Raw genomic sequence first — 13,185 nt, 5'->3', positions numbered from 1 at the left:
TTAGAGGAATAGCTACTCGATATGACAAGCTCAAAAGAAATTATCAAAGTTCTGTTGCTTTAGCCTGTATATTTTTATGGCTACCTTTATAGGGTTAATTATGAACAGTAAATGTCAACAGACCCTATATAGAATATCTGATTTTTTGGAAAATGAAGAAAATTCGAGTATTAACGAGATAAATCTTTCCTTTCTATTAACTAAGCGAGTCAGTATCTGATCTTGGTTTTCTTAGGTCATGATACTGCAAGCTTGTTTTAACAGAAGGGAATATGCAGATAATCTGAACGCTGTTTTTCATAGAGTACGTGTCTACACAAGATATGATCGGCAGGTACAAGCGGATGGTCAAACTCTCCTACTTTTTCTAAGCTAATGTTTTGCATGACACGTTCTGAGGGCGTGTTGACGCATGCAGTAAAAGAAATGACTTTCTCGAGTCGTAGAGTTCTAAAGGCATATTTCAGTACCGCTTTGGCCCCTTCAGTGGCATAGCCTTGATTCCAGTATTGTGGTAGCAAGCGCCAGCCAATTTCAGGGGCATCAGCAATTTTAAGCTCAGGTGGATGCACGTGTAAGCCAATAGATCCGATAAATTCGCCTGTGGTTTTCAATTCTACGGCAAAGGCTCCCCAACCGCGTTTTTCGATATCTGTGCGGATACGTTCAAGAAAAGCAGTTGCCTCAGTCGCATCGAGATTTTTAGGGAAGTAGCGCATGACCTCTTTATCTGCACACATTTGGATAAATGGAGCTATGTCAGAGTCTTGACATTGGCGCAGGATCAGGCGAGGGGTTTGGATATAGCTAATCATAGATTTCACAAATAAAAACCCGCTATAGCGGGTTATAATAAATTAATTTGCAAGTAATAAGTCTTCAGCTCTTAGATATTGAAAGAATGCATCTAAAATTAGATTATTACGACTAATAATGTCTTCTTCATCAAATTTATTTTTTTGAATCAGTAGAGATATTTCATCAATTTGGCTCGGTTTTGAGTAACTGCCTCTACGTACTTCACCACTATAAATTTTTTGTTTATCTTCAAAACGATAATCAGAAGCCCTAATGTTTATACTTTCCTCAAGTAATATTTTATTCCCTAGCAATTCAAGATGTTCAACTTTCTCAAGTCCTTGTTCCATTTGATAACGTTTTTTAGCAAAGATATGTTCTATATGGAAGCTTTCATTAAGGTTAAGCAATGGTTGGTTTTTCAATGTGAAGGCATACCACGTGAGTATGGAACGAGTAATACTGCGTTGATTTGTGAATTTATAAGTTTCAAATAAGGTTCTAGTATGAGTTTCATCAAATCTATATTTTGAAAATGAGACATCATTGTTGTTGACTAGATTAACCATTTCATCAAAAGCAGGAGTTCTGAGTGCATTAACTCCAGGATTTGTAATAGCATATGTATATATAAATGCAGTAATTTTATTTAGAAATTGGAGAAATAACTCATTATCTAGTAAATTTTTGTGATCCTTAAAATGTAAAAAATAGGTGGAAACCAAATTTTGCCACATACCATTGGGAGCATAATTTAGTATGTAGAGTTTTTTTAGAACTTCATTAGAAAATTTTGAATTATCTTGAATTTTGATACTCTGCCAGAAAGCTGCTAGTTTTTTTAAGTCCAGCATTGTGTTTTCTGAATTAAGATATTGATATTTGTTACGCTCATAAAACTTTCTCAAAGCTTCGGTCGATGTGCTTTTATTACCTTCAAGTGCTCGTAAGTAATACATATAGCGCGTGAATAATTCATCCATTGGTGTAGTTGTGCTATGTGTAAAAATATCATTACAAACTTTTTCAAGGTTTTTCCATTCCTCAATGAAATCATCCTTTTTGCCTAATTTCGTATAGAATTTATAAAATTGAGCTTTAAAAATATCTGCATCGGATAAAGGTAGACCACGATCGTTTAGGGTTGAGAAAATACGTAAAGCAGTATCTTGTGAATCCGCTTCGATAGGTAATAGGATGCAATTTCCTAAAATACGAGCGGGTAAGTAAGCGAAATAGCTTGGAAAGTTTTGTAAAAAACTATCGATTCTCTTTTGAAAAAATTGATAATTTTTTACATATTTATTTTCACTATTTACTTGAATAGAGCCTGTTCTTAGTAGTTTTAAAAATTCTTCTTTATCATCATCGGTAGCTACTTCAGAATCAATTTTTAACTCTGTCTTGATGGCTTCACCAAAAGTATCCGTTTTCCAAATGCATTTCTCAATGCGTTGCCGTGTTGACTTAGAGCTTTGATCTTGCATATTGGTAAATTTGTCAAAAAAAGCTCTTAGAAGTAACATCAAAGTTGTGAGTCGTTGTTGTCCATCAATTACTTCGGATTGATCGTTATCATTTTTATATGTGACAATGGAGCCTAAAAAATATTCATCTTTTCTATCATCAAATTGGTCTGCATTATTGTCTGGAAAAGCAAAATTAAAAATATCATCCCATAAGGTTTGGCATTGCTCTTCATCCCATGCATAAGGTCGCTGATAATCAGGTATTAAAAAATCCGCACGTTTATCTGAAAAAAGTTCGTAAACTGTTTTTTGGTCAACATTAAGTTTAGACATAAGCCCCCCAACCCCTCAATTTTATTGGTGCATAATTTTATGTAATCTATTCATTATCATGCATATTATAGAAAAACCCCGAACGAATCGGGGGTTTTTTAATTAATCTAAATTCAGATTAAGCATTTTCACGCGCAATCGCACGGTAACCAATATCTTTACGATATTGAACGCCGTTGAACGTTACTTTTTGGCAAAGTTCTAAAGCTTTTGCTTGTGCTTCACCAATGGTATTACCCAGTGCAGTCACGCAAAGTACACGACCACCAGCAGTGACGATATCGCCATTTTCATTGGCTTTAGTACCTGCATGGAACACTTTCGCATCAGTCATTTCAGTGTCTAAGCCTGAAATCACATCACCATTGCTTGAAGTTTCTGGGTAGCCTTTTGATGCTAAAACGATACCAACAGTCTTGCGCTCATCCCATTCAGCTTCAGCAGGTAAGTTACCTGCAATACCAGCTTCAACGAGATCCACCAAAGATGATTTTAAACGCATCATGATCGGTTGAGTTTCAGGGTCACCAAAACGACAGTTAAACTCGATTACTTTTGGTTGACCTTTGTCGTCAATCATCAAGCCAGCGTATAAGAAACCAGTGTAAACGTGACCGTCTTTTTTCATACCTTCAACGGTAGGACGCATCACTTCATTCATGGTTTTTTCAAACACATCAGCACTCACAACAGGTGCAGGAGAGTAAGCACCCATACCGCCGGTGTTCGGACCTTGGTCGCCTTCAAAAATACGCTTATGGTCTTGCGATGTTGCCATTGGCAAGATGTTGTCGCCATCAATCATACAAATGAAAGATGCTTCTTCACCCGCAAGGAATTCTTCGATCACAACGCGAGAACCTGCATCGCCAAACTTGTTACCTGCAAGCATGTCATCAATTGCTGCAAATGCTTCTTGATTGGTCATGGCAACGATTACGCCTTTACCTGCAGCAAGACCATCAGCCTTGATCACGATTGGCGCACCATTTTTCTCAACAAATGCTTTCGCAGCATCTACTTCAGTAAATACGTCATAGAAAGCCGTTGGAATGTTATGGCGTTTAAGGAAGTGTTTAGCGAATGCTTTAGAGCCTTCAAGCTGCGCAGCAAATTGAGTTGGACCCCAAATTTTAACGCCAGCTTCACGGCATGCATCTACAACACCATTTACAAGTGGTGCTTCAGGACCAACAACCACTAAATCAACCGCATTGCTTTTTGCAAAGTCGATAATCGCAGCATTGTCTAAAATATTTAAGGCAACATTTTCGCATTTATTTTCTGTTGCAGTACCTGCATTACCCGGTGCTACAAATACTTTTGCGACTTTATCATCTTGCGCGATTTTCCATGCAAGTGCATGTTCACGACCACCATTACCCAAAACTAAAATATTCATTAAAAAAATCCTTCTGAAATAGAATCCCCCTAAATCCCCCTTTGATAAAAGGGGGACTCCCTTCGCTCTACTATGATATAGAAAACCCTCCTTTATTAAGGAGGGCTAGGGAGGATTTAAAATTAATTAGTGACGGAAGTGACGCATACCAGTGAACACCATTGCAATACCAGCTTCGTCAGCCGCAGCAATCGTTTCTTCATCACGCATAGAACCACCCGGTTGGATAATGCATTTGATACCCGCTTTCGCAGCGTTATCAATACCATCACGGAATGGGAAGAATGCGTCAGATGCCATTACCGCACCTTCAACTACTAAGCCAGCATGTTCAGCTTTGATTGCAGCAATACGAGCTGAGTTTACACGGCTCATTTGGCCAGCGCCGACACCAATGGTTTGACGGTTTTTAGCATACACAATCGCGTTAGATTTTACGTATTTCGCTACTTTCCAAGCGAAGATCATGTCATCGATTTCTTGTTCAGTCGGCGCACGTTTGGTGACTACTTTAAGATCATCTTTAGTGATCATGCCCAAGTCTTGATCTTGAACTAACAAACCACCGTTTACGCGTTTGTAGTCAAGTTGCGATTGACGCGCATCGATTGCTGGAAGTTCGCCACATACAAGTACGCGTACGTTTTTCTTCGCGCCTGTTACTTCAAGAACGCCTTCAGCAACGCTCGGTGCAATGATCACTTCAACGAATTGACGATCTACAATCGCTTGTGCAGTTGCAACGTCTAATTCACGGTTGAATGCAATGATGCCACCGAAAGCAGATTCAGGATCTGTTGCATACGCAAGATCATAAGCTGCTTGAATACCGTCTAAAGATACTGCAACGCCACATGGGTTAGCGTGTTTAACGATCACACAAGCAGGCTTCGCAAATGATTTCACACATTCAAGTGCTGCATCAGTATCTGCGATGTTGTTATAAGAGAGTTCTTTACCTTGAAGCTGTTTCGCTGTTGAAACAGAAGCTTCAGTCGCTGTGTCTTCTACATAGAATGCAGCAGCTTGATGCGGGTTCTCACCGTAACGAAGGTCTTGAACTTTGTTCAATTGAGTATTGAAAGTACGTGCAAATTTGTCTGCCTGACCTTCTTCTTTACCTACGCGAGCGCCTAAGTAAGATGCGATCATGCCGTCATATTGAGCAGTATGTTCAAATGCTTTTACTGCTAGGTCAAAACGAGTTGCATGAGATAAAGCACCCTCAGCTTTAAGCTCGGCGACGACAGTTGCATAGTCAGAAGCATTTACGATGATACCTACAGATGCATGGTTTTTTGCTGCAGCACGAACCATGGTAGGACCACCGATGTCGATGTTTTCGATAGCATCAGCAAGTGAACAGTTTGGTTTGGCTACCGTTGCAGCAAATGGATAAAGGTTTACAACGACTAAATCAATAGCATCAATGTTGTGTTCAGCCATCACAGCTTCGTCTAGACCACGACGAGCCAGGATACCCCCATGAATTTTCGGATGTAGTGTTTTTACACGGCCGTCCATCATCTCTGGAAAACCTGTATGCTCCGAAACTTCAACTACAGCCACATTATTGTCTTTCAACAATTTGTAGGTACCACCTGTAGATAAAATTTCTACCCCTAGAGCAGCAAGTTCTTGTGCAAATTCAACAATACCAGTCTTGTCAGACACAGAGATTAAAGCGCGTTTAATAGTCATGATCTTCGTCACAGTTTTCAAGGAACAGAATAAAACAAAATCAGCAATTTACAGGTTAAAAAAAATGCCTGCGGAAGCCGCAAGCATTTTATCATTTATTCACTCATTAAACCGTGAGCTTTTAACTTTTTACGTAAAGTACCACGGTTGAGTCCGAGAATCTCGGCAGCACGTGTTTGGTTACCACGTGTATATTCTAGAACTACAGATAGAAGAGGTTTCTCCATTTCTGCTAGCACCATGTCGTATACCTGAGATGGTTGCTCGCCCTGCAGTTGTGCAAAATAGTGGCGAACTGCGCGATCTACGTGGATACGTAAAGCAACATCAGATTGTGCAGTAAAAATAGGAGATTTGCTATTCATGCGAATTAATCCGAAAAACAAATATCACTTGGGTAAAGTGATATATAAAAGTGGTCTAGAAATTGAAATGAACTCCATTTTAGATCCTAAAACGGAAGTTCTAAAACTTAGTCATTACATTGAGCCTGTAGCTTGACACATCTCTGCGATTTGGTCGAAAAATAAGCGTAACAATAGTTAAAGTTTTGTTACTGACCAAAATCAAAACAAAAAAATCTGCACGATACGCAATAAATTTTATAGCGCATTAGGCAAGACTGTATTTGTTGTGAAAAAGTCGCGAGGAGTTGCAGCACATAGCTTTCGTGGCGCGTATCATACCATTGTCTAAGCAAAAGTGAGCAAGAAAACTGCATTTTTTTTAACTTTTTTTAATTTTTTAATGCTTTCTCAGCAGATTAGGGGCGAATTATTTCCAAAGTATAGCGATCAAAGCTTTTACGATCGACTGGAAGCTTAAATTTGAATTTAAACGGGCTGTTTTTTGGGATGCGCTGAATATTGACCAGACTTTCAATCAGGTACTCTTCGGAGGACAGGTTATAAGTTGCAATCACTTCACCGCGATGTTCCAGATTGATTCTTAAAATCGGTAAGTTCAGGCTACGGTCATGAAAATTGATCAGCTCACCGCTAAACTCAGCTTCATTATTACCGGTTGCCTTGATTTTGACTTTATTGACCTGAATCAGTGTGTAGTATTTTTCCAGATTGGAACAATTAAACACTTCACAGGCAGTGTGAAAGGCCAGGCTCATAACGTGACTGTTTTTGATGTATTGCGGATTGAACCAGAAGAATTGAAACATCAGCAGGCTGAACAGTGACAGATTGAGTAAACTCCAGCCTATATAGTACATTGGCCCGCGTTTAGTCTGTTTTTCTGCCTGATCTTCCCAATTCATGCTCGGTAATACTGAAATTGGCTCGGTACTGAAATAATTCAGGTTATTTAAATAGGTTTCCAGGTCAATATTGGAATGTTCAACTTTTTGATCAAAAATCTGTAGCAGGCTATGACGATTGTGCTGATCTGCGTGATAAACACCTGAGTTATTTTGAGTATCAGTTTCGCTGAATTCGCTGGAGTTCGACTGAGCCTGAGATATTGATGCGGTGACCGAATTCCGGGTTTCGGTCACCAAATGCGATAAGGCATTAAATGAAGTAGTACATTTGGGACAGCAAACCATACCCTGCGCAACGGTGAGTTGAGCAACTGTGACCTTATAGGTGGTGGAACAGGTAGGGCAATGGGTTCTTTTGTCACTCATGGATTATTTATAGGCTCATTCGTTCTTATGGCGTTTACCCGAGATACGGCACCAGTGCTCGTCTCGTTTTTCTACCTCTAATATATCAAAATAATTTGAGTAAATGCTAGTAACATCAGCAACTTGCTCTTCAATCACTCCGGCAAGTGCGAACTGTCCCTCAGATTTGATTAAAGTTGCGAACTCAGGAGCCAGCATCATCAGTGGTGCTGCCAGAATATTGGCAACAAATACGTCAGCTTTGGTATTGCCGAGCTCATCTCTAAATTCTTCTGGCAGTCCGACATAAAGTTTGTCCAGTACGCCATTCAGTTCAGCGTTTTGCTGAGTCGCCAGTACAGCTTGTGGGTCGATATCAGTAGCATATGCTTTTTTCGCACCTAATAGCAGTGCAGCTACCGCGAGAATGCCTGAGCCACAGCCATAATCGATGACAATTTTATCTTTCACATTAATTTTGCCGAGCCATTGTAAGCACAGGAAAGTTGAAGCGTGGTTGCCTGTTCCGAAAGCAAGACCTGGATCAAGCTTGATGTTTACCGCATCGGCATCAGGTGCTTCCATCCACTCCGGTACGATCCAGTATTTATCAGCAATCTGAATGGGCTCATAGGCATCCATCCAGGTGCGTTCCCAAGCCTGATCTTCAATCAGCTCATGACGGATCGGAGCATCTGGCATTTGTGCACGAATAAAGGTTTCTAGTGCGGCAACATCGATTTCTTCGCCTTCTTCCTGCGCATAAATACCGGTCACAATCACTTTATTCCAAAGTGGCGTTTCACCTGGAAGTGGTTCCAGCAAATCCTGGTTTTCAGCATCATCCAAAGTCACACTCACTGCGCCTAGTGAGCTGAGTAATGTCTCAGTAAAATCAACCTGAGCCTGTTCAACCGTAATATGAATTTGTAACCACTTCACAGAAATAACCTTTATACATTTTTCAAAAAGCTATTGTAACGGAAGTTCAGACTCAACGCTGCTATCTTCTTGATCCATTCCAAAAATAAAAAAGAATGCATGAAGCATCCTTTTAATCGTTCCAGATGTTGTCTAATCCAGATTCGTTAGTGGTGTTTGCGCCGGGAGTGGTGCAAGCCGATTCAACAAGCTGCCAAAAATTGCAGCAAAGATATACATAAAAATAGAATAAACCGCGGCTGGCATCGCCACAGCAGCACTGCCAATCACAGTTAGGGCAATGGTCATGGCGAGGGTGCTGTTATGAATGCCAATTTCAAATGCACTGGCGCGGGCTTGAGCGCTATTAATATTAAGTAGTCGCGGAATCAGATAACCAATACTCAGACTTAGTATGCAGAACAAGGCAGTGGCCAGACCCACCTGGGTTAGATATTCACCGATATTTGTGCGTTCTTTAATAAGTGTGGCAAGAATAATCAGCACCAAAAAGCCAATGGAAAAAATCCGCAACGGCCGATTCAGTTTTGCTGTCACGCCTGGTGCATAGCGCCGAATCAACATGCCAATTCCCACCGGAATCAGGATGATCGCAAAGACTTGCAGAATCTTGCCGAATTGCAGGCCAACTTGCTGGCTATCCTGCATAAAATGCATGATCGAAAAATTAATAATTAAAGGTAAGGTAATTGCTGCGATGACTGAGTTGATAGCAGTCAAAGTGATATTGAGGGCTAAGTCACCTTTAAACAGATAGCTAAACAGGTTGGCCGTTGCACCCCCGGGCGAAGCCGCCAGGAGCATCAACCCGACCGAGAGCAATGGGGTTAAAGCGAATAGTTTGCAAAGCAAAAAGGCAATGCCAACCAGAACAACCAGTTGGCAGAACAATGCTATAAATACGGCTTTGGGGTGGCGAGTGACACGGCTAAAGTCCCGAGGTGTCAGTTCAAGGCCCAGTCCCATCATGATGATTGCAAGTGCCAGCGGCAGTAATATCGTTATAAGGCCAGAATCCATCTGTATGCTCCTTGTCGAAAATTGTTTTAATACTTCTGATTTTCTTTAGAAAAGCATACAGCCTTATAGCAGAATCAGCCAAATAAATTACAAATCTGATAAACGACTTTTATTGCTATACACCACTTGCTGGCGACTAATCAGCACACCGAAAATAGTGGCGAAACTGTACATGAAAATTGTATAAATGCCTGCAGGAATAGCCATCGTGACATTATTTAAGACCGATATCGCAATCGTCAGCGCAATGGCAGTGTTATGAATGCCAATTTCAAAGGTACAGGCGCGTGCCATTTTCTCTGGAATACCCATGAGTAAAGGAATGCAATAGCCAATAAACAGGCTGGAAAAACATAAAATCGCAGTTGCTGCACCAATATTGGCAAAGTATTCGACCAAATTCGAACGTTCTCTGAAAATGGCGAATATCAATAGGATGGTTAGGAAACCGATAGAGAGTAAGCGCATGGGCCTGCTGACAGTAATTGACAGGTTTGGAAATTTGGCCCGAAGCAGCATACCCATGATCACGGGAATCAAGGTAATTAAAAACACCTGCACAATCTTTTCAACTGGAAAAGTCACGTTTGAGTCATGACTCATAAAGTAGTGTAAGGATAGATTGATAATAAAGGGAAGGGTAAAAATAGAGATGATGGTATTAATGGCGGTTAGAGTAATATTCAGTGCCACATCACCTTTATATATGTAGCTAAACAGGTTCGCGGTTGGGCCGCCAGGTGAGGCGGCTAGCAACATCAGACCTACAGCAAGCAAAGCGGGCAAGTCCAAAATCAGACAAATAAAAAAAGCAACGCTGGGTAATAGGACTAACTGCGCAAATAAAGTAATAAAAATGACTTTAGGATAGCGACTTAAGCGCAGGAAATCTTTGATGGTGAGTTCTAGCCCCAGCCCCATCATCATGATTGCCAATGTAATTGGCAAAAAAACGCTAAAAAACCCCGAATCCATGAATTTGCCTTTTTATTATACATTTATAGATATATTTTGAGTTTAGCCTAGATGAATAAATAAGCAATAAAAAACGGGCAAAATGCAGTCACTTTGCCCGTCAAAGCTTTTACTTGAAATCTAAACTATTTAGATATATATCGGCTACATACCTGGCTGGCCTTGCATTGGTGAGTCAGGCTGTGCTGGCTGGTTCATCTGATGCTCTGCATTGGTTGGCTTTGCATCGGTGGCTGCATTGGCTGACTTTGCATCTGAGATTGTCCCTGAGGGCGTGGTGGCATAAAGCCTAATGCACATTTACCTTTGACTTCGGCACCATTAATGGTGGCAGTGGTTGCACCACTGTTGCCGCTACAAGTACTCATGAGTTCGGCTTCATCGCCTTTGATTGAAGCGTTTTTGGATGAAGCGAAAAACTGCGGTTCACAGGTACCATTCCAGATAATGCCGCGATGGGCAAAACTGACTTGTGCACCTTGGGATTTGCCTTTACAAACCTGTTGGTACTTTTGTGCATTATAAATGGTTTCGACCTTATCATTCGCTGATGCAGCAAATGGCGCAAAACATAAACCACATAGAACGGTTGAGAGGAAAATATTCTTATTCATCTTTTATACCTTTGTTTGTAATGTAACCAACATATAGATTAAAAAATGCGCGAGATTAAACAATGCAAATCGAGTAAATTTCTCAGCTTATATGTTTAATTTATATAGTTCCTCTGCAAAGTTAAATTACAGTGCTTTATTGTTATGCGAGTTAAGTGCGATTTATCTCAGGATAAATTCAACTGAATTTGTCTACTTTAGAGTGAAATTTGCTATAATGCTCAGCTATTCTTTTTTATCTCTCAATTACCACTATGCATTATCCTAAAGTATACGATGTCATTGTTATCGGTGGCGGTCACGCCGGTACGGAAGCGGCTCTGGCTGCAGCGCGTATGGGTCGACAGACTTTACTCTTAACTCATAACATTGAGACTTTAGGGCAGATGAGCTGTAACCCGGCCATCGGTGGTATTGGTAAATCGCATTTGGTGCGTGAAATTGATGCCTTGGGCGGTGCGATGGCACTGGCTGCCGATAAAGGCGGTATTCAATTCCGTATTTTGAACTCGCGTAAAGGTGCTGCAGTACGTGCAACACGTGCGCAGGCGGACCGTGTACGTTATAAGGCGGCTATTCGCGAAACATTAGAAAACCAAGCAAACCTTGATATTTTTCAGCAAGCCGCAGATGACCTGATTGTTGAAGGCGATACCGTTAAAGGTGTGGTTACCCAAATGGGTATCCGTTTTGATGCGAAAACTGTGGTGCTGACAGCAGGTACATTCTTAGGTGGTGTCATCCACGTTGGTCTGGAGAAATCTAGCGGTGGTCGTGCTGGTGATCCGCCATCTATTTCACTTGCACATCGTTTGCGTGAATTAAACTTGCCAGTAGGTCGTTTAAAAACAGGTACACCACCACGTATTGACGCGCGTTCAGTGGATTTCTCTGTGATGACACCACAGCCGGGTGATTTCCCATCTCCGACCATGTCATTCATGGGGGATGTGTCTATGCATCCTGAGCAGGTAAATTGCTATATCACGCATACCAATGAACGCACGCATGAAATCATTCGTGGCGGTTTAGACCGTTCACCGATGTACACGGGTGTGATCGAAGGTGTTGGACCACGTTATTGCCCATCGATTGAAGATAAGATTCACCGTTTTGCCGATAAAGATTCTCACCAAGTCTTCTTGGAGCCTGAAGGCTTGGATACACATGAGCTTTATCCAAATGGTATTTCGACTTCTTTACCGTTCGACGTTCAGTTTGAACTGGTTCGCTCGATCCGTGGTATGGAAAATGCGCACATTCTTCGTCCGGGCTATGCCATTGAATACGATTACTTCAACCCACAAGCGTTAAAGTTCACGCTTGAGACTAAAGCCATCAATAACCTGTACTTCGCGGGTCAAATTAATGGTACTACCGGTTATGAAGAAGCGGGTGCACAGGGTTTGCTTGCAGGCTTGAACGCCGCACGTCGTGCTTGGGATCAGGAACAGTGGACACCAAAACGTGATGAAGCGTACATGGGCGTTCTGGTTGATGACCTGATCACATTGGGTACCAAAGAACCGTACCGTATGTTCACCTCACGTGCCGAATACCGTTTGATGCTGCGTGAAGATAACGCAGATCAGCGTTTAACAGCCATTGGTCGTGAAATGGGTCTGGTGGATAACGCGCGTTGGGCAGTGTACTGTGAGAAAATGGAAGCAGTGGAAAAAGAAACAGGCCGTTTGCAACACTTGTGGGCCGCACCAAATAACCCAATGGGTAAGAAATTCGTTGAGATGACCGGTGCAGACCTGTCTAAAGAATGTTCGGCGATTGATTTGTTGAAACGTCCAAACATTTCATTTGCTCAAATTGCAGAGTTAACCAATTCTGAAGTATCACCATTTGTCGGTGAGCAAATTGAAATTGCAGTGAAATATGCGGGTTATATTAATCGTCAGCATGAAGACGTCGCACAAATGAAACGTCTTGAAGAAACCCGTATTCCTGCAGATTTCGATTATGACATCGTGTCGGGTCTGTCCCGTGAAATTACTCTGAAACTGAAAGATGTTCGTCCTGAAACATTGGCGCAAGCCAGTCGTATTCCGGGTGTAACGCCTGCAGCAGTTCAACTGGTGATGATTACAATTCGTAAGAATGCACAGGCAAAGAAATCTGCTTAAGATTTTGCGCTAGAAAAGTCCGCGTTAAGCGGGCTTTTTATCGGCTTGTAGTTTTGTATAAGTTTTGACTATCGTTGAATTAAAAATAACTACTATTAAATTAAGTTATTGATAAATATATATAATAAATATTATTAAGATGTATTAAGTCTATAAATACAATCTTTTAGGTCTAATT

11 protein-coding genes and 1 pseudogene are annotated in these 13,185 nt (G+C 41.1%); 2 read left to right on the top strand and 10 right to left on the bottom strand.

Translation table 11 applies throughout. The features are described from left to right. Positions 1 to 92, top strand: a pseudogene (locus FTT86_RS13150) (IS5/IS1182 family transposase); the annotation flags it as partial. A 165-nt stretch (positions 93 to 257) separates the two neighbouring features. Here FTT86_RS13150 and FTT86_RS13145 read toward each other — a convergent pair. The 10 genes from FTT86_RS13145 to FTT86_RS13100 form a co-directional block, all read right to left on the bottom strand. Then, positions 258 to 815, bottom strand: a complete 558-nt coding sequence (locus FTT86_RS13145; RefSeq protein WP_004646697.1) for a GNAT family N-acetyltransferase — start codon at positions 813 to 815, stop codon at positions 258 to 260. Positions 816 to 857: 42 nt separating this feature from the next. Next, the gene (locus tag FTT86_RS13140) at positions 858 to 2,600 is read right to left on the bottom strand and encodes a DUF262 domain-containing protein (RefSeq protein WP_004646698.1); all 1,743 of its coding nucleotides are present in this window, start codon (positions 2,598 to 2,600) and stop codon (positions 858 to 860) included. Positions 2,601 to 2,718: 118 nt separating this feature from the next. Further along, positions 2,719 to 4,002 (bottom strand): phosphoribosylamine--glycine ligase, encoded by a 1,284-nt coding sequence (gene purD, locus FTT86_RS13135; protein WP_180181328.1) that lies wholly within the window; start codon positions 4,000 to 4,002, stop codon positions 2,719 to 2,721. Positions 4,003 to 4,128: 126 nt separating this feature from the next. Then, on the bottom strand, positions 4,129 to 5,703 hold the full coding sequence (gene purH, locus FTT86_RS13130; RefSeq protein ID WP_004646700.1) for a bifunctional phosphoribosylaminoimidazolecarboxamide formyltransferase/IMP cyclohydrolase: 1,575 nt from the start codon (positions 5,701 to 5,703) through the stop codon (positions 4,129 to 4,131). Positions 5,704 to 5,798: 95 nt separating this feature from the next. Then, positions 5,799 to 6,068, bottom strand: coding sequence for a DNA-binding transcriptional regulator Fis (fis, locus tag FTT86_RS13125; RefSeq protein ID WP_001086304.1), 270 nt, complete (start codon positions 6,066 to 6,068; stop codon positions 5,799 to 5,801). Positions 6,069 to 6,466: 398 nt separating this feature from the next. Further along, entirely contained in the window at positions 6,467 to 7,342 is an 876-nt protein-coding gene (locus FTT86_RS13120; protein WP_180181327.1) for an MJ0042-type zinc finger domain-containing protein, read from the bottom strand. Positions 7,343 to 7,357: 15 nt separating this feature from the next. Beyond that, positions 7,358 to 8,263: a 50S ribosomal protein L11 methyltransferase gene (gene prmA, locus FTT86_RS13115; RefSeq protein ID WP_180181326.1), complete on the bottom strand. Its 906-nt coding sequence runs from the start codon at positions 8,261 to 8,263 to the stop codon at positions 7,358 to 7,360. Positions 8,264 to 8,395: 132 nt separating this feature from the next. Further along, entirely contained in the window at positions 8,396 to 9,283 is an 888-nt protein-coding gene (locus FTT86_RS13110) for a bile acid:sodium symporter family protein (protein ID WP_180181325.1), read from the bottom strand. An 87-nt stretch (positions 9,284 to 9,370) separates the two neighbouring features. Continuing rightward, entirely contained in the window at positions 9,371 to 10,258 is an 888-nt protein-coding gene (locus FTT86_RS13105) for a bile acid:sodium symporter family protein (RefSeq protein ID WP_180181324.1), read from the bottom strand. A 194-nt stretch (positions 10,259 to 10,452) separates the two neighbouring features. Beyond that, positions 10,453 to 10,872, bottom strand: coding sequence for a hypothetical protein (locus FTT86_RS13100; RefSeq protein ID WP_071852164.1), 420 nt, complete (start codon positions 10,870 to 10,872; stop codon positions 10,453 to 10,455). A gap of 254 nt (positions 10,873 to 11,126) precedes the next feature. On the opposite strand from FTT86_RS13100, the gene mnmG reads away from it, so the two are divergent. Further along, entirely contained in the window at positions 11,127 to 13,007 is a 1,881-nt protein-coding gene (gene mnmG, locus FTT86_RS13095) for a tRNA uridine-5-carboxymethylaminomethyl(34) synthesis enzyme MnmG (protein ID WP_180181323.1), read from the top strand. The last annotated feature ends 178 nt before the right edge of the window (positions 13,008 to 13,185 follow it).

Source organism: Acinetobacter sp. YH01021, assembly GCF_013420255.1.
In the GTDB taxonomy this organism is placed as follows: Bacteria; Pseudomonadota; Gammaproteobacteria; order Pseudomonadales; family Moraxellaceae; genus Acinetobacter.
The sequence above is the reverse complement of the archived record's forward strand: the minus strand, read 5'-3'. Positions and strand labels throughout refer to the sequence as shown.